Source organism: Paenibacillus sp. cl123, from assembly GCF_900101595.1.
Lineage (GTDB): Bacteria > Bacillota > Bacilli > Paenibacillales > NBRC-103111 > Paenibacillus_G.
Genome location: NZ_FMYY01000002.1, coordinates 130,461 through 150,933 on the forward strand (window position 1 = coordinate 130,461; position 20,473 = coordinate 150,933).

The following is a 20,473-nucleotide window of genomic DNA, read 5'->3' on the forward strand; positions in this document are numbered from 1 at the left end:
CTTTTCCACGCAGTGTGGTATGCTAGGGAGAAGAAGCGAAAGCGAAGGGATTGAACTGGTCACCGATGAAATTTGCGGTTTTGGACTTTGAGACGACCGGTATCGCGTCGACAGACCGGATTATTCAGGTCGGACTTGTACTTATAGACGATATGCAAATTACGGGCCGCTACGCGTCGCTTGTCAACCCGGGCGTTCCGATACCGCCTTCCATCACGTCTTTGACAGGGATCGATGATGAGATGGTGAAGGAGGCCCCGGGGCTTGACGCCGTGATGGCCGAGATGGTTCCGCTGCTGCAGGATACGGCGCTTGTAGGCCATAACATCGGCTTCGATCTCGCATTTCTGCAGAGGGCGCTGGATGAGAACGGATACTTTGCCTTTGACGGGCGCACCCTCGATACAATCGATCTGCTCCGCATCCTGTACCCCGGATTATCGAGTCTTCAGCTGTCCATGGTAAGCGACGCCTTCGGCATCGAGCATGACAGGCCCCATCAGGCGGATAGCGATGCCGAGGTGACTGCACTTATTTGGCTGGGCTGCCTCGAGCGTCTGCAGGGGCTGCCGCTGTTGACTCTGCAGCGGCTGGATATGATATTTGCCGACTCCACCAGCGATCTGGGCTGGCTGATCCATGAAGCGTTGACTTACCGGGAGCTGCATCAGCCGATGGACCCCGATGCCGACAGGTATTTCCGCCAGTTTGCGCTGAATGTGCGCGACTGGGGCGATGAGGAGCCTGTGCGCGACGAGCAGGAGCTTCGTGCGATGGCGGCCTCCTTCGAGGAATTTTACAACGAGATGCGCGAAGTGCTTAGGAAGAGATTCCAGGCGTACGAAGAGCGCGAAGCGCAAGTGACGATGCTGAGCGAGGTGGAGGACGCCTTCGAGTCCGGCCGTCATCTGATGGTGGAAGCGGGTACCGGCACAGGCAAGTCGCTCGCGTACTTGATTCCATCGCTTTATTATGGGTTGAAGCATGATAAGAAAGTCGTTGTAAGCACCCATACGATCAATCTGCAGGAGCAGCTGAGGGAGCGGGATGTGCCTTTGCTCCATGAGCTGTTTCCCGTGGGATTTCAGGCGTCTGTTCTGAAGGGACGGCGTCATTATTTGTGCCTGCGCAAATTTGAGCATAAGATCACCATGCTGGACTTTGAGCAAGGCAAGGAAGATCGCATAACCGCCGGGCAGATGCTTGTATGGCTCGGCGAGACGAAGCATGGCGATCAGGAAGAGCTGTATTTCGCCGGCAAAGGCAAGCAGTTCTGGCATACGGTGGAAAGTGACACGGATTCTTGTCTGAATCGCGCCTGCCCGTGGTTCAAAAAATGCTTCTACCACCGGGCTCGTCATCAGGCCGGCACGGCGGATGTCGTTATTACGAATCATTCGCTCCTCTTCACGGATATGAAGGCCGAAAATCGGCTGCTCCCCGCTTACAAGCATCTGGTCATCGATGAAGCCCATCACTTCGAAGAAGTGGCGAGCAAGCATCTGGGCATCGAGCTCCATTACCAAACGCTGCTAGGCACGCTGCAATGGCTGTACAAGGACAGCAGGTCGGGGCAATTATCGAACCTGCGCCTCAAGCTGCAGCTGGCCGAGGACGATCCGAGGGTAGCGAAATGGTGCGCGGCTATCGACCGGGCAGTCGAAAATCTGATAGAAGTCAAAGAGGAATGGGATCAGCTCCATGAGCTGCTGTTCCAGCTGCTGTCCGCGCGCAGCAGCGACGCGGGTCAAGGCGAGAGCAGCTCGCTCGTGCTCCGACTGAAGAAAGAATCGCTGCCGCGCGGTTGGGATAAGCTGAACGTGCTGGAAGAGAATTTGCAGCTGCACGCCGGCGAGGCGCTGAAGCAGATGGATAAGCTGCTGTCCGACCTGAAGGAAGTCCAGGATGAGTTTGAGACGCAAAGCCTGGTCACGGATATGTCGGGAACAGTGAAGGAGCTGCATCGCCATAAGGACGAGCTGCATTTCTTTATGACGATGCCTGACGATAATTTCGTCTATTGGCTGGAAGGCGGGCAATACGGCAAAAACCGGTATTTGCAATTGTGCGCCGTGCCGGTCGATGTCAGCTCGATGCTGCGCCAGCATTTCTTCGAGCCGAAGGACAGCGTCATCCTGACTTCAGCGACCTTGTCCGTGGGCAAGTCCTTCGATTATATCAGCGAGCAGCTGGGGCTTCGCGAGTCGGAGCCGCAAGGGCAGCTCAAAACGGTCCAGCTTCCTTCCCCGTTTAATTACCGGGAGCAGGCTCTCGTGGTCATTCCACGCGACTTTCCGACGCTGAAAAGCGGCCTGAGCGGCGAGAAGGAGTTCGTCGATGCGCTGATCCCTTCGCTCGCCGAGATCGCGCTGGAGACGAAAGGGCGCATGCTCGTCTTATTTACCTCCAACCGGATGCTGAAGGCCGTGCATACGGGCTTGAAGGATATGCTGGCGCCATTCGGCGTCCATGTGCTTGGCCAAGGCGTCGACAGCGGCAACCGAAGCAAGCTGACGCGGATGTTCCAAAGCAGCCCGGCCTGCGTGCTGCTGGGAACGAGCAGCTTCTGGGAAGGCGTGGACATCCCCGGCAAGGCTTTGACTGCGCTTGCCATCGTTCGGCTGCCCTTTCAGCCGCCAACGCACCCGATCGTGGAAGCGAAGATCGAGAAGCTTAAGCAAAAAAATATGAATCCGTTCATGAAGCTGTCCGTGCCGCAGGCCGTTATCCGGTTCAAGCAAGGATTCGGCCGGCTGGTACGGACCGCTTCGGACAAGGGGATCGTGATTATATACGATACCCGGGTCATCGACACGAACTATGGCAAGTACTTCCTGTATTCGCTGCCGGGTCCGAAGATCGAGCATATGAATGCGAGTCAGCTGGTACCGCGTATTAAGCAGTGGATGGAGGAAAAACAAGCATGAAGACCATTAAAATATCCGAGGCGGTCGTCCGCCGGCTGCCCATTTACCTTCGTTTTCTGAATGAGCTGAGCAAAAAAAACATCTCGACCGTTTCCTCGCAGGATCTTGGACAGAAGCTGGACTTGAATCCCGCGCAGATCCGCAAGGATCTGGCTTATTTCGGTGAATTCGGCAAAAAAGGCATCGGCTACGATGTCGATTATTTGATCGAAAAGATCAGGCAAATCCTCAAGCTGGATAAGGTGATTCCCGTAGCGCTGGTCGGGGCGGGCAACCTGGGGCGGGCGTTGTGCAATTACAACGCCTATTTGAAGGATAACATGAAGATCGTGGCGATCTTCGACGCTCATGCTTCCAAAATTGGAGAATCGATCAACAACCTGAAGGTCAAGCCGATGGAAGAACTGCCAAATGTCATCCATTCGCTGCAGGTAAGAATCGGCATTATCACCGTCCCGGCGGTGGAAGCTCAACATGTGGCCAATCAGTTTGTCGAAGCGGGCGTGGAGGCGATTCTGAACTTCGCTCCGGTCATTATCAAGGTGCCTGCTGAAGTCCGCGTACATCACGCAGATTTTACGACCGAGCTCCAAAGCTTGGCTTATTATCTCGATTAATAACTAGGCTTTTCCCTCATACGATTATTTCAGGTCCGTGCCGGCAGGCGCGGGTCTTTTTGGGGTACAAAAAAACCGTCCCAAGGACGGCTGCGGTTCAACGGTTTATAAGAGAAGCAAAGAAATAATCTTGAAGATGATAAAAGCAATCAGCATGCTGATCGGAATGGTGATGAACCAGGTCATAACCATCCGGGTGACCGTGGCCCATTTGACGTCATGGAAGCGGAGCACGGAGCCTGTCCCGATGATGGAGGACGAGATGACCTGAGTGGTCGAAAGCGGCATCCCCATATGGGTGGACACCTGGATAATAATTGAGGAGTTCAAGTCTGAAGCGAATCCGTTGATCGGTTCAATCTTGAGCAGGTTGCGGCTCATCGTCTTGATAATTTTCCATCCGCCGATGGAGGTGCCGAGCCCCATGGCCGTAGCGGCGGAAAGCTTGACCCACAGTGGGACATCAAGCGTGCTTTGAATATCCAGGGTGACGAGAGCGAACACGATAATACCCATTGCCTTCTGCGCATCGTTGCCGCCATGGGAGAACGAAAGCAGGCCGGCCGACAGCACCTGAAACGAGCGGAATGTGCGGTTCATCTTCGTGCGCGACTGGTTGCCGCTCGCCAGGATGATCCTTTTGAGAATCCACATAATGATGAAACCTGAGCCAAAGGCAACGATCGGCGACAAGATGAGAATAAGAATAATCTCGCCGAAACCCGACCAATTGAGCGCGCCCATTCCCGCGCTGGCGATAACGGCTCCGGCGAGCGATCCGATCAGCGTGTGCGAGGACGAGGAAGGAATCCCGTAATACCAGGTAAGCAGGTTCCAGAATATAGCGGATATTAGTGCGGCTACGACGACATAAATACCGTTTTCGATGGTAGCCGGGTTTGCGACGCTGCCGCCGACCGTCTTGGCCACCTCGGAAGAATACAAAGCCCCAATGAAGTTCAATACGGCCGCGAACAAGATGGCAAACCTCGGGGACAAGGCTTTGGTGGAAATGGACGTAGCTATGGCGTTGGCCGTATCGTGAAAGCCGTTGATAAAGTCGAAAATTAGCGCCAGGGCCACAACTATAATTAAGGTGGTTAACATAAATTCCTCCTAAATTTCCATGCGGATCTCATAAGCGATAAGTAATAGGAAAATCGGCTTACGAGTATCGCAGCACAACGCTTTCCAGGATGTTGGCAACGTCCTCACAGGCATCCGTTGTCTGTTCGAGGCGTTCGTACAGTTCCTTTAATTTGAAGTCATGGTAAGGCTCCTTCGGATTGGTGAACACCTCGCGAATCCCTTCGCGCATCAGCCGGTCGGCTTCGTTCTCCAAGCTGTTGATTTGCACGGTATGCTCGGTCAGCTGCATATATTTTTTCTTGGACAGCAGCTTGACCGCATCCAGAATATGCTGACAGCTGGCGACAAGCACGGCGGAAAACTCTTTCATATATTTATCGGTAAACGTTATGTTCATGTAGTCGAAGCGGGCGATGGAGGCCTCGATGCCGTCAAGCACGTCATCGATTTTGGAGGCAAGTTCCATTATATCTTCGCGGTCGATCGGGGTTATAAATACTTTATTCAGCCCTTTGAAAATTTGGTGTGTGATTTGGTCGCCGGCATGCTCCAGATCGCGGAGCTGGGGGTAAAACGTAGCGGGCGGCTCATTGCCCATCATCGCAGTGCGGAACGTTTGTGCTGCCTGCAGGGTGTTCTCCGATGCCTTGATCAGCAGCAGCAGAAAATCGGTATCATTTTTTTTCGTAAACAGCATGGCTTTCGCCTCCTATTATATCTTTAATTTACAAATTCTTCATTAAACACGTAGAAATATGTAGAAAAATGGAGCAAATTCACACAAAATTAAAAATAACATAACCGAACGCCCCATGCAATGCTAGTTTGAGTAAAGTTAGTTTAACCATTCGATTGGTGAACATTCGCAGCGGCGGCAATTGGCCCGCTTGATTTCCGGGCGGTGAAATTGTACATTGAAGGTTGGACTTGCATGTCAATGGAAAGGAACGAAAGCCGTGAAAAAAACGCTGATTGCCAATGGTACATTTGTCACAATGGAAGCTGGGACTCCATGGGTTCAAGGACATATGGTAATGGAAGGAAACCGCATTATTCGTGTGGCTGAAGGAGAGCCGGCCGCAGAGGAAACATTCGACGAGAGGTTTGACGGACGCGGCAAGCTGTTTCTGCCCGGCTTCGTCAATACGCATGGCCATGCGGCGATGTCGCTGCTTCGCGGTTATGGCGACGATATGGCGCTGCAGGTATGGCTTCAGGATAAAATGTGGCCGATGGAGGCTAAGTTTACGGCTGCGGATGTAGCGGTAGGCACTCGCCTGTCCATTCTTGAGATGGTGAAGGGCGGAACGACGACCTTCGTTGATATGTACGATCATATGAATGAAGTGGCCAAGGCGACTGAGGAAAGCGGGATACGCGGGTGCTTGACCCGGGGCGTCATCGGGCTTTGTCCGCGCGAGGTTCAGGACGCGAAGCTTGCGGAGGCTGTCGCATTCGCCAAAGATTGGCATGGCGCGGCCGATGGCCGCATCACGACGATGATGTCGCCGCATGGTCCCTATACATGCCCGCCCGACTATATTGAAAGAATCGTCGGAGCCGCTCATGATCTGAATTTGCCGGTACATATCCATATGTCCGAGACGGCGCGGGAGGTTCAGGACAATGTGGACCAATACGGACTGCGTCCGGTTCAGCATCTGGAGAAGCTGGGCGTATTCGGCCGGCCGACCCTGATCGCCCATGGCGTTCATCTGACCGACGAAGAGATTGCGATTCTCAAGCAGTATGATGTGCGGGTATCGCATAATCCGGGCAGCAATCTGAAGCTGGCGAGCGGCGTAGCCCGGGTGCCGGACCTTCTGCAGGCGGGTGTGCTCGTGTCACTGGGAACCGACGGGGCGGCCAGCAACAACAACCTGGATATGCTGGAGGAAATCCGTCTGGCCGCGCTGATTCATAAAGGCGTCAGCGGAGACCCGGTTGCGGTTGCCGCAGCGGATGCGCTGCGCATGGGTACTTTGGACGGCGCGAAATCGATATGGCTGGACGAGGTGGGAGCGCTCGCTCCGGGCATGAAGGCGGACTTTATTGCGCTCGATATAGAGCAGGCGCATTATTATCCGCGGACAAATCTGATCTCTCACATCGTTTACTCAGGCAGCTCCAGGGATGTGACGGATGTGTGCGTCGACGGACGCTGGATCGTGCGGGGCGGCGAGTGTCTGACGCTGGACGAAGAACGGATCATGTACGACGCGCAGCGGAGCTTCGAGAGGCTGACAGGAGCCTAGCGCTACAGGGAGAGAGGGGAAACTGCCGTGCGGAAGATATGGAAATACAGTATTGGCGCCGCGGCAGCGCTGATCCTGGCCCTCGTGGCAGTAAACTGGATATATCATGCCGTCTCCAGGGACGAGTGGGACATCCAGCGCGCCGCGGTGGCCGTTGCCTACGAGAAAACGGCTTTGACCAAGACCAACTGGGTCGAGCGCTTTGTCGGCGACAAGACTTATACCGTCATCTCGGGTGAAGACAAGCTGGGACGGCCTTTGTATGTGTGGGTTGGCGGCGAAGGCGAGCTTCGCTCGGAGATGGCGGCAAGCGGAGTGGACGGCCAAGCTTTGGCCGAGCAGGTGAAGGCGAAGCATGCCGGAGCGGAAATATTGAGGGTGACGCCGGGGATACAGAACGACAAGCCCGTGTGGGAGATTTTTTATAAGTATACGCCTGAGGGCCAGAAGCAGGAACAGCATTTCTACGATTATTATCAATTTTATGACGGTGCGTGGATCGATACATGGAGATTGTCCATCCAATAAACAAGCACCGGGATTTTGAAACACTCCGAAATGGCGAAACAGGCGCATTTCGGGGTGTTTTTTGTTTTGTTCGCAAAGCTGCCACACATTTCATTGTCATTTCGTATATATTATGTGATATACTTTCTATACAGATTAGTTGATATACTGTATAGTATATTTGTTGAGAATGTTTCGTGCATCGTTTATTTTCCTTGGATATCACAATGATGGAGAGGGTGAAGTTATAGATATGAAAATACGTCTTTTCCCGGTACTGCTCAGCTTAGTCATTACAGCAGCGCTCCTATTCGGCGGTTATTTCGCTTATCAGAGCTACGCCATGGAGAGTCCGCTTCAGAAGGTCGTTTCGGGGATTGAAGGCGTCGAGCTGGTGTCCACTCATTTGAGCTCTGACGGTGCGGAGGTTCAAGTCAAGCTCGCATCCGGCAAAAGCGTGCGTGAAGTGTATCAGCGTATCCAAAGCGAAGGCCGTCAGGTCATCGGAAGCCGCGAGCTGCGCCTCAAGATTGTGGAAGAGCCTTCGGCCAAGCTGGATGACTGGTGGGCGTCCACCTTGTTCGAGGTCGCGCAGGCAATGGAGACCAAGCAATATGCCCAGATACCGGCTACTTTGGAAGTCCGTACGAAAGCAGACCCGGCGTCTGAGATTCGCGCGATTACGGAGATGGATGATCGCTTCGTCTATATTACGCTGACGGACGGACAAGCCAGCAAGTACGTGATGCTGCCTAGAACGCCGGTTAAGATGGGAGTGTGGCCGAATGAGTAAATACGGCAAAGAGATTTTGCTCGGTGCGGCTCCGGTCGTCATCGTATTTCTGTACTTTCTCGGTGTGAATATTATTCCGGTCATGTTTATGGCTGCGATTCTCGGGGCCTTCTTTTATATGAATCGTACGCGCAACGGCATGAGCGCCAGCGCGGGCAAGTCCAAGGCAAAAGCTCCGAGCTTCATGACCTTCGACGATATCGGCGGGCAGGACAGAGCGAAGCGGGAGCTGAAAGAAGCGCTCGATTTCCTGATCCGGTATGAGGATATTAAACGTCTGGGCATCAGACCGCTCAAAGGCATTTTGCTGACGGGACCTCCCGGAACGGGCAAAACGCTGATGGCGAAAGCCGCGGCTCATTACACCAATTCGGTATTTATGGCAGCCTCAGGCAGTGAGTTTGTAGAAATGTACGTTGGCGTCGGCGCAAGCCGTATCCGCGACTTGTTCAAAGAAGCGAGAGCCCGCGCCGCGAAGGAGAAAAAGGACAGCGCGATCATCTTTATCGATGAGATTGATGTGATCGGCGGAAAGCGGGACGGCGGACAGCATCGCGAATACGACCAGACGCTGAATCAGCTGCTGACGGAGATGGACGGGATTCATACGAGCGAAAGCCCTCGCGTTCTGATCATGGCTGCTACGAACCGCAAGGAAATGCTGGACAGCGCGCTGCTGCGTCCGGGTCGCTTCGACCGTCATATCGATGTCGATCTGCCGGACAAGAAGGGCCGGCTGCACATCCTGAATATTCATGCCAAAGGCAGACCGCTGGCGGAAGGAATTGATCTGGAAGCTATCGCGAAGGAAACGTTCCAGTTCTCCGGCGCGCAGCTGGAAAGCGTAATGAACGAAGCGGCGATCTATGCGATGCGCGAGGAGTCCAGCACGATCGGACAGCAGCATTTGTCGCTTGCCGTGGATAAAGTTATGCTGGGCGAGAAAACGGACCGCGAATCGACGAAGGAGGAGCGCGAGCGCGTCGCACTGCACGAGCTCGGACATGCTATCGTGGCGGAGCGGGTGCGCCCCGGCTCCGTCTCGCAGGTGTCGCTCAGTCCCCGCGGCAAAGCGCTCGGCTTCGTGCGTCATAACCCGCAGGCCGACCAGTACCTGTACACGAAAAAGCAGATCGAAGAGCAGATTATGATCGCGCTTGGCGGCTCTGTCGCCGAGGAAATGTTTTACGGCGGGCGCAGCACCGGCTCGCGTAACGATTTCGAGCAGGCGCTGCAGATGGTGCGGACGATGATGGATTCCGGACTGACGCGCCTTGGGATCATCGACCGGAACATGGTAACCAAGCAGGAACTGATGAAAGAAAACGCCGCAATTCTTGATGAGATCACGAATTCGACCCGCACGCTGCTGGAGCGGCACCGTCGCGTATTCGAGCAGTCGCTGGATATTCTGATCGCAGAGGAAGTGTTGTCGGGCGAGCAGTTCCGCGAGCTTCTCCTGCGGCTTGAGCAGCCGCAAATCGCATAAGGGCGTTAAGCCGAAGAGAGTAATCCTGGCGGATTGCTCTCTTTTTTCCTATTTGCCGGCGAATCTCAAAAAATATCGCAAATGCTGCAACTTTTTGGCCGCAGTATAGTCTAATAGAGTGATAGATTTTGTCAAATTTTTGAGTTTCGAGGTGTAAGATGAGGTTTATAACGGCTTGGTTCACATGTTTATTACTGTCGCTGTTGTTGATTCCGGTCGCCTTTGCCGAAACGTCGTCGATCCAGTTGTTTATGAACGGCAAGCAGTTAATTCCCGAGGTGCCTCCGCAGATTGTAAAAGGCAACACGATAGTGCCCGTGCGCATCATTGCCGAAGCGGTCGGCTCGAAAGTCTCCTGGGATCCGAAGCAGCGCAAAGTCAGCGTGAACCAGGGTTCCACCAGCATTCAATTGTTTATCGACAAAACGTCCGCCACTGTCAATGGAAAGGCTTACACGCTGGAAGCGGCTCCTGTCATTATCGACGGGAATACGATGCTGCCGCTGCGCTTTGTGGTTGAACAACTGAATACGGAAGTCGAGTGGGACGGCCTTACGCAGTCGGTATTTATGTACCAGAAAAAGCCGCAAGATGACTCGACTTCTGGCGTAGCCGTCGGGGGCGAAGAGAAGCCGTCCCCGAATGATCCCGCGGCTCCGCCCGCATCAGGAGAAGGCAAGACGGACGCCGGCGGCACCGGCAAGCCGGGAGACAAGACATCGGAGACGCCGGGCAAGGTGGCGGGCAATAACGGCAAGCCTTCCGAAAGCTTGCAAACCTCCACTTCGCCGAAGGACAAGAACCAGGGTCAAGCGATACCGGTAGGCGGAACGGCGGGCGGTGAAGGGTCGGCAGGCGCGGGAGCTTCAGCGGGAAAAGGCGGAACGGCTCCTCCGATCAAGGCGGGCGAGACGGGTATTCCCACGCCGACGATGCCTCCGCTGATCAACTCTTTGTATTCTATTACCCTGGATAATGAAGCGGTAATCGTCAAGACGTCGCGAACGGATCAGCTCGAACCGAAAGTGTTTCGTTTAAGCAATCCTGAACGTCTGGTGGTCGACATCCCGGGCGTCCAGCTGGACACTGCCTTGGCCGATCATATGGGCAGCCTAACCGAAGGAACGCTCCCTATTTCGAACGGCAATATTGCGAAAATCAGATACTCGCTATTTTCAAAAGAAGAATCTATCGTTAGAATAGTAATAGACTTGGCGCAAAAAGCCCAGTTCATGCTTGTTCCCGGCGAAACCCCGGGACAATTCGCCTTGCGCATCACACCTCCGAGATCGGAGTATCTGGTGTATATCGATCCCGGCCATGGCGCAAAGGACAGCGGAGCCGTGTCCAGGCATACGGGCCGCTACGAAAAAACCTTTGTTCTTGCCTTGGGCAAGAAGGTAGCTGCGCTGCTGGAGAAGGAGAAAAAGATCCAGGTCAGGATGACGCGGGGAGACGATACCTTCCTGGAGCTTGCTGAACGCGTAGCGCTGGCTAATCAGGCCGATGCGGATCTGTTCGTGTCCATCCATGCCAATTCGGCGGATAAAGAAACGATTCGCGGTACCGAGACGTATTACTACACGGATCAAAGCGTCGACTTTGCCAAAACGATGCATGCGGCACTGCTGCAAGGCACCGGCTTCCCCGACCGCAAGGTAAAGAAGAGCGCATTCCATGTCATTCGCAATACAACCATGCCTTCCGTGCTGCTGGAAATCGGGTTTATGAGCAATCGCGCGGAAGAAAGTCAGATGTTTCAAGAAGCTTTTCAAGACCAGGTAGCCGCATCCATCGTAGCAGGCATCAAGACGCAGCTTAATCTGGAATAAGGAGTGTTTCTGATGCAAACCCATTGGTGCAAAATGTTGACCGCAGCCGCGCTTTTCGCGCTGGTAGCGTCGGGCTGCGGACAGAAGCCCGCCGTCCAGCCGAATACGCCGGCCCCTGAAACTCCCCAATCGACCGGCCAGGCAAGCGGCAGCGGCGGGTCGAGCGGACAAGCTGGACAGCCGGTTCAGCCCGTTCAGCCTTCCAAGCAATCGAAGTCCGTGAAGTCTTATTATGCGGACGCGAATCTGGAGAAGCTGCTGGAGAGAGAAACCACAATCGAATTTACGGCAGATAAGGACAAATACTTGGCAGCCTTTCAGGAACTGAAGAAAACGCCTGACGACAAGTCCGTATCGCTGGCCAAAAATCTGACCTTCAAGTCTGCGACGTTGAAAGACGGTCAGCTTACGCTTGATCTGGTCATGCCTGCGGAAGCGAGGCTTGGAGCGGGCGGCGAGGAAATGCTGCTGACGGCTCTTCAGAAAACCGCTTTTCAATTCGAAGAGGTCAAGACGCTTGAAATCCTGCTCGAAGGCAAACAAGTCGAAAGTCTGATGGGGCATATGGAGCTGCAGCATCCTTTCAAGCGCTAACGGCAGGCAAACACATCGAAAGAGACCGAGAGGAGTATGCAAATACATGAAGAGAAAGAGACAGAAGCAAGTTCGCAAGATGACAGCAGCCGCACTGGCGCTTACACTTGCATTCAGCGGCTCCGCCTTCGCGGCGGAGACTGCTCCTAATACAACCTCGACTTCGGCGGCAGGAAATCTTGTGCTGCGCTTCTCGGACGTCGACGGCGCTCACTGGTCGATCAAGCACGTAACGAAGCTTGCAGCCCTCGGCATTATCCAAGGGTATGAGAAAAATGAATTCCGGCCTGACAATACGGTGTCCCAGCAGGATGTTATCGTTATGGCGATCCGGATGATGGGATTGGAAACGGAGGCGCTGGCCAACAAGGCGGAAACGGTTCTCCCTGTCCAGGTGAGCGATTATGCGAAGCCTTATGTGGCTTATGCATTCGATCGCGGATTGATTACGGCGGCGGAAGAAGTCGAAAACGCATCGGCTAAGACGGCGTGGGGCTCCCGCGACGCTGCCCGGGAGTGGGTGGCCAAGCTGGTCATCCGCGCGATCGGCAAAAATTCGCTGGCTTCGCAGCAGGCGGCTTCGGCCTCCAGCTTCAATGATGCGGAAAGCTTCTCTTCCTGGGCCAAAGGCTATATCAATGCTGCAGTTATGCTCGGCATCGTGCAAGGCTTCGAGGATGATACGTTCAGACCGTCGGGCAAGGTGACGCGCGCGCAGATGGCGACCTTCCTCAGCCGGGCGGACAAGGAACTGACCACCCGTTCCAGCCGCGTCGATATCGGGTATGTGATGGAGCTGACGGACAAGAAGATCAGCGTATTGAATGCAAAGGGCGATACAACTACATACAATCTTTCGGCGGACACGGTATTGTACAGCGCAAAGGACGACAGCCGGATTCCGCTCAGCCAGATCAAGCTGACCAATGAAGTTTATGTGATTCAGAACTTGAACAACGCCCTCTACATCGAGCTGACGAATGAAGAGGAGAAAATGGAAGTAACCGAAGGGACGCTGAACGACGTGTTCCTCGACGAGATGCGAGTATCCGTGCAAGTTGGCGGAACGCGCCGTCTGATGGAAATCGCGGCCAATGTGGCGGTAACCGACAACGAGGGCCGCGGGCAAAGCATCGGCTCCATCCCGCTCGGCAGCATCGTTCAGCTCAAGCGCAACACGCTGCTTAAGGAGACGAAGATTACGCACATCGTCGTGAAGCAGGCTCCGATTAGCAAAACGGCGGAAGGCACGATAACGAACATCGATACGGCGCAGAATCAGATCAGCTTCCTGGAGGCGTCAAGCGGCCAGGGCGAAACGTACTCGACGGCGGAAGGAATAGCGGTCAAGCTGCAGGACGGAACCGTGTCCGAGCTGTCGAAGCTGCATATCGGCGACGCCGTCAGCTACGAGATCAAAGCCAATAAGCTGAACTCGGTTACCGTGAAAAAGCAGGCGGATGTAGTCACCACGATCCAGGGCACGCTGACGACGGAAGTGAGCAAGGATTCCCGGATTCTGACGATTACGCCAAGCGGAGGCAGCTCCCTGTCTTCCTATTATGTGAATGATAATGCGCTTGTTTCCATCGGCGGCACGTCAATGGCGAGTATGTACGATCTGGAGAAGGGCGATGAAGTGACCCTTGATCTACTGAACGACAAGATCGTGAAGGTTACGGTAAACAACCGCCAGATTGAAAACTACGAGTTTGCCAGTATCGTGAACTATGAATCAACCTCCAAGGTGCTTACAGTGGCCAAAGATAACGGCGGGTTCGGCGCTTACCAGATTACGGATGCGACTGTGATCAAATATGCGGGGACGACGATTCCGGTAGCCAACTTCCAAACCTCGTTTCTCGGCACGCAGGCAGGCGCTACCAACACCGATCGGAACAAAAAAGTAAATATGAAGGTTTCCAAGGACAAAATCATCTCGATCGAGATGACGCAGTCGCTGGACGGCGTCGTATCGCAAATCAACTCGACGCTAAGCGAGGTTACGCTGCGGACGACGGGCGGCAAAAGCTTGACGCTTAAAGCGCCGGGCGCTGCTGTCGAGCTGCAGAATAAAACGAACGGCGTACTCGCGGATTTGAAGGTAGGCGATTCGGTGCGGGCGAATCTGATCTTCACACAAGATATGTTCAGCTCATTTGCCGTGAAGAAATCGGGCGTGTTCAAGATACTTGTCGTCACGCCTTCGACTAAGCAGGTAACCGTGAAGGAAGAGAACGGTTCGGCGACGTTTACATTTACCATCGACTCGCTGGACAAGCTCTATAACCCGAACAAGGCTACTGCCGCATTCGAGGATTTGCTGGTTGACGAATACGTCAAAGCGAGCTTTATCGGCAACAAGATGGAGATGGTTTCCATCGTGAATACGATCCGCGGCAAAGTCAACACCGTGGATGCGTCGCTCGGCACCCTCACCGTACAGGATTTCCAAGGCGGGATTCATGTGCTGCCTCTCGGACAAAACTTTACGGTCAAAAAAGCGGATGGGACGTTGTCCTCCTCGCTCACAGAGCTCAAAGCAGGAGATCGTGTCCAATTGCTTAAAGACGCAACGGAAAAAACGATCATCCATCAGGCTGCTGCGCACAAGCGGACGGTGGCCTCCTACGATACGATTCTTGGCCATCTGCTGTTAAAGCCTGCCGGCACGAACAGCAAGGACCGTTACGCTTTGTTCGGACGCGTTTATGTGCATAAGGGAACACAAGTTGTCAACGCATCCAGCTTAGCCGAGAACAACGAAGTGACCATTTACGTGTTGGAAGATAAAATTTATGAAATCGAACAGCCCTAATCTATAAAACATGCAACTTTTCGCTTGGCCAAGCCGTCTTAGTAGTGCGCAGATTGCCGCTGCTGAGGCGGTTTTTTTTGAAATTTCAGAGCGAATAAGCGCTGGTTAGAGAAGTCGAAAGAAGCACGGAGTAGATGACAAGGAATGGATATGCGGTGGAAAAGCGAAAGCGTCCGCCTTTGAAGTCGTGTCCTCACCTCATACATAAATTTCAATTGGACACGACTTCAAGAGCGATTGGAACCGTATATGCATTCCCCCCCACGCACCCAAGCAGGGAGACTCACGCGGAGATCTTCAAGAACCTTGCCGCTTGCTAGGCTTTTCTCGGCGATTTGCGAGGATTTCGGAAAAAATTCGCAAATTACAGACATATTTCATTGATTCGGCTTCTCCGATTCGGTAAACTAAGGAACATAAGCGTGATGAGAGGCGGGCTGCATGTGAATCGAGCTAAGGTTCGAACGATACTTGAGACCATCGCTGGCATGTTTCCCGACGCTCACTGCGAGCTGAATCATTCCAACCCCTTTGAGCTGACGATCGCTGTCTTGCTGTCAGCCCAATGTACGGACGAGACGGTCAACAAAGTAACGGCGACTTTGTTTCAGAAGTACAAGCGGCCGGAAGATTATTTAGCCGTTCCGCTTGATGAATTGGAGCAGGATATACGCCGCATCGGGCTGTTTCGCAACAAAGCCAAAAATATCCAGGCCCTGTGTGCGCTTTTGTTGGACAAGTTCGGCGGCGAAGTGCCCAAGGAGCATGAGAAGCTGATCGAATTGCCCGGAGTCGGTCGTAAAACGGCGAATGTGGTCATGTCCAATGCTTTTGGCGTTCCGGCGATCGCAGTTGATACTCATGTGGAAAGAGTATCGAAACGGCTCGGGATTGCAGGAGCAGACGATTCCGTCCTGGAGGTCGAGAAGAAGCTGATGAAGCTCGTTCCCCGGGAGGAGTGGACGGATACGCATCATCGTCTTATCTTTTTCGGACGGTACCACTGCAAGGCACAATCGCCGAAGTGCGAGATTTGTCCGCTGATCGGCATGTGCCCGGAAGGCAAAAAACGTATGAAAACCGGCTCCAAAAGGAAACCTATACCAAAGGGCGAAAAAGCTAAAGCAACGCTTAAGGATTCGAGTGAAGAAAGGATAGGATGAAATGAAATGCATATCCGTTTATACAAATGATTTTGAGGTGTTCTCGGACATTTACGAGAGAATCCTCCAAACCCCTCTCCAGGAAAACGAAGAGATGCAAGTGGAAGGCGTCGTCGTATCGGAGTCCGGCAGCGTGCCCGAGAACTACTTGACTCGCATGAAGCAGCGTCCCGAGGTTGTCGTGATGAAGGTCAAGGACAAGGATATCACCATTTTGCAGCATCGCGACGTATTTGAAATATTTATCCCCGAGAAAGAAAATGTGGTACACTAAAAACCGAAGCAATTCGGTTTTTTCTTTTTGTCATGGGATTGGAATCAGCATGGATATAGAGAGGGCAGGTAGGGGAGAAGGATGAGAAGCATACTTACACCAACTTTAGAACCGCAGCAGCAAGGCGGAGAAGCTCAGTCTGCGAAGACGACGGAGGCTATTCGCGTATTGCGCGAGCGCATGAGTCAGGCCGGGGACCCGGACCATGCGGAGAAGGTTGCCGAGCTATTGGCCAAGGCGGATAGCGGACGGCTGCATCTGGCGTTCTGCGGTCATTTTTCGGCAGGGAAATCCAGTCTGATCAATCGGCTGTGCGCACATCAGCTGCTGCCTTCCAGTCCGATTCCGACAAGCGCCAATATTGTGAGCATAGCAAGCGGGGAGGCCGGAGCTACCGTCTGGTATCACCGGACAACGGAAAGCGGGGAGCCCCGTTCCGAGCGGGTGCCTCTGGAGCAGCTGGCTGAGCATTGCCGGAACGGGGAAGCCGTCAGGACGATCGAGATCACTTATCCGATCCCGCTGCTGCGTGAGCAAGCGGCGCTGCTTGATACCCCCGGCATCGACTCGACCGACGATGCCCATCAGCTGTCCACGGAATCGGCGCTGCATCTGGCGGATGTCGTATTCTACGTCATGGATTACAACCATGTGCTGTCCGAGGTCAACCTGGGCTTTACGAAAAAAATGACGGAATGGGGCAAACCGCTGTACCTGATCGTCAATATGATCGACAAGCATAGAGAGCAGGAAGTGACGCTGGAGGCGTATCAACGAGGCGTACAGGAAGCATTCGCCAGCTGGGGCGTTTATCCCGACGGCATCCTGTATACGTCGGTCAAGGCGCCCGATCATCCGGCCAGCGAGTGGGCAAAGCTCGATTGGCTGATCGGAGGACTGATCGATCGCCGCGAGGCGCTTGTCCGCCAAAGTCTGGAGAAGTCGGCCCGCGCGCTGGCGCTGGCCCATGCAGCCAAGCAGGCCGAGGAGGCGGAGCCTGCCAAGGAAGCGCTGCGGCTGCGGCTGAGCGAGGATGCCTCGGCCGGTTCGGCGCAGGCGGAATATGCCGAAGCCAGCGGCGAGCTGCGCAGGCTGGAGACGCTGCCTGCCCAGCTCCTGTCGCAGCTGCGCGGGGAGCTTAACGCGCTGCTGGACAATGCAAACGTAACGCCGGCCGTGACCCGCGACCTGGCGCATGCGTATCTGGACAGCCGGAGGCCCGGCTTCAAGGTCGGCTGGCTGGGCTCGGCGGCGAAGACGGCGGCAGAGCGGGACCAGCGTCTGCAAGCGCTGGCGAAGGATTTCGCCGGGCAGGTTCAGACACAGATTGCCCGGCATGTGCAGCAGACGGTTAAGCAGCGTCTGGAAGGACAGGGACTGCCGCTGGAGCATATCGACGAGGCGGCGGCAAGCATTGTGTGCGAGGTTACGCCCGAGTGGCTGGCCGCCCAGGTCAATGACGCCGCTGTCTTCGGCGGGGAGTATACGCTGACCTATTCGCGGCAGATCGCAGCCGAGATCAAGGCCGCTTACCGCAAGCGCGCGATAGCTGCGGCCGAGCGGCTGACCGCGGAGCTGGATGCGGCGCTGGCCGGCAGACGGCAGGCGCTGGCCGCTCAGCTGGCCGAGCTGGATACGCGGCTCGGCGCATACCGCGAGCTGGAGCGGATGGAGCAGGCCGAGGCGGCGTACCGCGACGGGCTGCTGGCGCAGCTGCCCGTCAGCGAGGCGCCCGAGCTGCCGCCGCTTGCGGCGGCGCCTGCGGCGAACGCCGGCTCCGGCGCAGCGCAGCAGTCCGGGTCGCCAGCCGAGGCGGCGCCCGCGTTGTCTTGGCTGGCCGAAGGCGCGGACACCGCAGGCGGCGAAGCGCCGACGCTGGCGGCCAGCGGTCACCGCGGCCGGCTGCGCGAGACGGCGGCGCAGCTGGAAGCGGCTGCCGGCGAGCTTGACGGCCTGGCGGCGCTGCAGTCGGTGCGCCGCTCGCTGCTGGAGAAGGCCGAGCGCCTGGCCGGCAACCGGTTTACGATCGCGCTGTTCGGCGCGTTCAGCGCGGGCAAGTCGTCGTTCGCCAATGCCTTGATCGGCGAACGCATCCTTCCGGTGTCGCCGAATCCGACGACGGCGGCGATCAACAAGATCATGCCGCCCGAGCCGGAGGCCGGCTGGCCGCACGGTACAGCCAAGGTGCGGATGAAAAGCCGGGAGCGGCTGATTGCCGATGCGCTCTACTCGCTGGAGGCGCTGGGCGTTCAGGCAGCGACAATCGAGCAGGCGCTGAAGGCAATCGACGGCTTGAAGGCCGATCGGATTCCCGGCAAAGGAAAGCCGCATTACGCCTTTCTTCGCGCGGTGCAGCAAGGCTGGAACGAGATGAACGGGCTGCTCGGCCAGGAGCTGAAAATTTCCTCCGAGCAGTTCGGTGCCTATGCGGCCGAGGAGACAAAATCATGCTTCGTGGAGCTGATCGAGCTCTACTATGCGAATCCGCTGACCGAGCAGGGGATGGTGCTGGTCGATACGCCGGGAGCGGATTCCATCAATGCCCGGCATACGGGCGTAGCCTTTGATTATATCAAAAATGCCGATGCCATTTTGTTCGTCACTTATTACAATCATGCGTTCTCGCATGCCGACAAGCAGTTTCTTCTGCAGCTCGGCCGGGTGAAGGAAAGCTTCGAGCTGGATAAAATGTTTTTCATCGTCAACGCTGCGGATCTGGCCTCCTCTGCCGAAGAGCTCGAAGGGGTGGTCGGCCATGTGGAAAGCAATCTGCTGCAGCACGGCATCCGGCATCCTCGGATTTACCCGCTATCCAGCTATTATGCGCTGGAGGGCAAGCTGAAGGGGGATGAGGCGCTAGCCGGCCAGTCGGGCGTCACCGCTTTCGAGCGGGATTTTGTCCGGTTTACCTTCGAGGAGCTGACCGAGATGGCGGTCAGAGCCGGCAAGTCGGACATCCGGCGCGCGGCCGAGACGCTGCAGCGCTGGACGGACAGCGCCCGCTCCGATGCGGCTGAGCGGGCTAAGCAAAGCGATGCGCTGCGCGCCGCTCTGCAGAGCGGCCTGGAGAGGCTGGAGCGTTCTTCCCGCGAAGCGGATACCCGTGAGCTGGCCAAGGAGATTCAGGAGCTTCTGTACTACGTGAAGCAGCGGGCGACTTACCGCTTCGGCGATCTGTTTAATGTGGCGTTCAATCCTTCCATGTTTAATGACGATCCGCGCGACAGCAAGGCTGTGCTGCAATCGGCTTGGGAGGAGCTGAGACGGATGATCGCCTTCGATCTGTCTCAGGAAGTGCTCGCCACGACTTTGCGCGTGGAGAACAAGATCAACCAGATGGCGCGGCTGGCTGCGGACGAATGGACAGCCAGATTGAGAGAGGAAATCCCATCCTTCGAGCCTGCGGGCTTCGAGGCGTTCAAGCTTGCAACGCCGGAGCTTGGCGGCACGCTGCAGGCCGAGGAAGTTCAGATGAAATGGCTGACCTCCTATTTCAAGAACGCCAAGCAGTTTTTCGAAGGAGAGGGCAAGGCCCAGCTCAGACGCGATCTCGAAGCCAAGCTGGTGCAGCCGATGACCCGCTTCGCCGACATGCAGGCGGCCGAGCTGGAGGCGGCTTACACGGATCAGCTGCGCAGCGTCATGACGGAGCTGGCGGAGCAGTGGAAGACGGATCTGCAGGAGCATGCGGCCGGTCTGTTGGAGGCGCTCGACATGAAGCTTGATCTGAAGGTAATGCAGCAGAAGCATGAACGTCTGCTTACGTTTTTGGCTTCTTCCTGATCGGAGATCAGACACTAGGAAGAGAGAAATGCGCCAGGCCGGGATGATCCGGCTTGCGCGCATTTTCTGTTTCACAGGCAAGAAAATGGCTTGCGCCGAAGCGTAAAAATCACGAAAAAACGCTGTTTTCTTGAAAGGGCTTTCATTGGCATGAATCGGTATCATTCGGGAGAAAAAGATGGATTCCTTCCCCTAAACCTCTGCATTTGGGGTTTTTCCCGGACTTACGCAACTTTACGCAGAGGAACCTTGTTGCCGCTTCCCATCGATGATGGTAAACTCCTAACAACAAAGCAAAACCTTACGATTTTTGTCACACTTTCGGCAAGGGG

General features: G+C 55.3%; 14 protein-coding genes. 12 read left to right on the plus strand and 2 right to left on the minus strand.

Annotation, left to right across the window (positions count from 1 at the left end; translation table 11 throughout):
• The first annotated feature begins 65 nt into the window (after window positions 1-65).
• Together dinG and BLR08_RS04805 are read left to right on the plus strand one after the other, a co-directional pair.
• Window positions 66-2,927, plus strand: a complete 2,862-nt coding sequence (gene dinG / locus BLR08_RS04800; RefSeq protein WP_072327630.1) for an ATP-dependent DNA helicase DinG — start codon at window positions 66-68, stop codon at window positions 2,925-2,927.
• Window positions 2,924-3,544 (plus strand): redox-sensing transcriptional repressor Rex, encoded by a 621-nt coding sequence (locus tag BLR08_RS04805; protein WP_072327629.1) that lies wholly within the window; start codon window positions 2,924-2,926, stop codon window positions 3,542-3,544. The genes dinG and BLR08_RS04805 overlap by 4 nt, the downstream gene beginning before the upstream one ends.
• 105 nt (window positions 3,545-3,649) lie before the next feature.
• Here the strand turns inward: BLR08_RS04805 and BLR08_RS04810 are convergent, their stop codons facing one another.
• On the minus strand, window positions 3,650-4,651 hold the full coding sequence (locus BLR08_RS04810; protein ID WP_072327628.1) for an inorganic phosphate transporter: 1,002 nt from the start codon (window positions 4,649-4,651) through the stop codon (window positions 3,650-3,652).
• A gap of 58 nt (window positions 4,652-4,709) precedes the next feature.
• On the minus strand, window positions 4,710-5,330 hold the full coding sequence (locus BLR08_RS04815; protein WP_072327627.1) for a DUF47 domain-containing protein: 621 nt from the start codon (window positions 5,328-5,330) through the stop codon (window positions 4,710-4,712).
• 259 nt (window positions 5,331-5,589) lie between these two features.
• Between BLR08_RS04815 and BLR08_RS04820 the strand changes: the two genes are divergently transcribed.
• The 10 genes from BLR08_RS04820 (at window position 5,590) to BLR08_RS04865 (ending at window position 20,141) form a co-directional block, all read left to right on the plus strand.
• Window positions 5,590-6,888, plus strand: a complete 1,299-nt coding sequence (locus tag BLR08_RS04820) for an amidohydrolase (protein ID WP_072327626.1) — start codon at window positions 5,590-5,592, stop codon at window positions 6,886-6,888.
• Window positions 6,889-6,915: 27 nt separating this feature from the next.
• The gene (locus tag BLR08_RS04825) at window positions 6,916-7,416 is read left to right on the plus strand and encodes a cell wall elongation regulator TseB-like domain-containing protein (protein ID WP_072327625.1); all 501 of its coding nucleotides are present in this window, start codon (window positions 6,916-6,918) and stop codon (window positions 7,414-7,416) included.
• Between the two features lie 232 nt (window positions 7,417-7,648).
• Window positions 7,649-8,188 (plus strand): hypothetical protein, encoded by a 540-nt coding sequence (locus BLR08_RS04830; protein WP_072327624.1) that lies wholly within the window; start codon window positions 7,649-7,651, stop codon window positions 8,186-8,188.
• Window positions 8,181-9,677, plus strand: coding sequence for an AAA family ATPase (locus tag BLR08_RS04835; RefSeq protein WP_090585899.1), 1,497 nt, complete (start codon window positions 8,181-8,183; stop codon window positions 9,675-9,677). Before BLR08_RS04830 ends, BLR08_RS04835 begins: the two co-directional genes overlap by 8 nt.
• Before the next feature lie 158 nt (window positions 9,678-9,835).
• Complete coding sequence (locus tag BLR08_RS04840; RefSeq protein ID WP_072327622.1) at window positions 9,836-11,509, plus strand: N-acetylmuramoyl-L-alanine amidase family protein; 1,674 nt, start codon at window positions 9,836-9,838, stop codon at window positions 11,507-11,509.
• A 12-nt stretch (window positions 11,510-11,521) separates the two neighbouring features.
• Window positions 11,522-12,103, plus strand: coding sequence for a GerMN domain-containing protein (locus tag BLR08_RS04845; RefSeq protein WP_072327621.1), 582 nt, complete (start codon window positions 11,522-11,524; stop codon window positions 12,101-12,103).
• Between the two features lie 46 nt (window positions 12,104-12,149).
• Window positions 12,150-14,921: an S-layer homology domain-containing protein gene (locus BLR08_RS04850; RefSeq protein ID WP_072327620.1), complete on the plus strand. Its 2,772-nt coding sequence runs from the start codon at window positions 12,150-12,152 to the stop codon at window positions 14,919-14,921.
• A gap of 443 nt (window positions 14,922-15,364) precedes the next feature.
• Window positions 15,365-16,084 carry an endonuclease III gene (gene nth, locus BLR08_RS04855; RefSeq protein ID WP_072327802.1) on the plus strand — a complete coding sequence of 240 codons (720 nt, stop codon included), beginning with the start codon at window positions 15,365-15,367 and terminating at the stop codon, window positions 16,082-16,084.
• 1 nt (window position 16,085) lies between these two features.
• Window positions 16,086-16,358: an NAD/NADP transhydrogenase alpha subunit gene (locus BLR08_RS04860; protein ID WP_072327619.1), complete on the plus strand. Its 273-nt coding sequence runs from the start codon at window positions 16,086-16,088 to the stop codon at window positions 16,356-16,358.
• Between the two features lie 81 nt (window positions 16,359-16,439).
• Window positions 16,440-20,141, plus strand: a complete 3,702-nt coding sequence (locus BLR08_RS04865) for a dynamin family protein (protein WP_083536592.1) — start codon at window positions 16,440-16,442, stop codon at window positions 20,139-20,141.
• Window positions 20,142-20,473: the final 332 nt, after the last annotated feature.

Bases quoted from the DNA above. Each gene is read 5' to 3' on its own strand.
- BLR08_RS04865 (WP_083536592.1), top strand. From the start codon at position 16,440: ATGAGAAGCATACTTACACCAACTTTAGAACCGCAGCAGCAAGGCGGA.
- BLR08_RS04805 (WP_072327629.1), top strand. From the start codon at position 2,924: ATGAAGACCATTAAAATATCCGAGGCGGTCGTCCGCCGGCTGCCCATT.
- BLR08_RS04810 (WP_072327628.1), bottom strand. From the start codon at position 4,651: ATGTTAACCACCTTAATTATAGTTGTGGCCCTGGCGCTAATTTTCGAC.
- BLR08_RS04850 (WP_072327620.1), top strand. From the start codon at position 12,150: ATGAAGAGAAAGAGACAGAAGCAAGTTCGCAAGATGACAGCAGCCGCA.
- BLR08_RS04845 (WP_072327621.1), top strand. From the start codon at position 11,522: ATGCAAACCCATTGGTGCAAAATGTTGACCGCAGCCGCGCTTTTCGCG.
- BLR08_RS04860 (WP_072327619.1), top strand. From the start codon at position 16,086: ATGAAATGCATATCCGTTTATACAAATGATTTTGAGGTGTTCTCGGAC.
- BLR08_RS04840 (WP_072327622.1), top strand. From the start codon at position 9,836: ATGAGGTTTATAACGGCTTGGTTCACATGTTTATTACTGTCGCTGTTG.
- BLR08_RS04835 (WP_090585899.1), top strand. From the start codon at position 8,181: ATGAGTAAATACGGCAAAGAGATTTTGCTCGGTGCGGCTCCGGTCGTC.
- BLR08_RS04830 (WP_072327624.1), top strand. From the start codon at position 7,649: ATGAAAATACGTCTTTTCCCGGTACTGCTCAGCTTAGTCATTACAGCA.
- BLR08_RS04815 (WP_072327627.1), bottom strand. From the start codon at position 5,330: ATGCTGTTTACGAAAAAAAATGATACCGATTTTCTGCTGCTGCTGATC.
- dinG (WP_072327630.1), top strand. From the start codon at position 66: ATGAAATTTGCGGTTTTGGACTTTGAGACGACCGGTATCGCGTCGACA.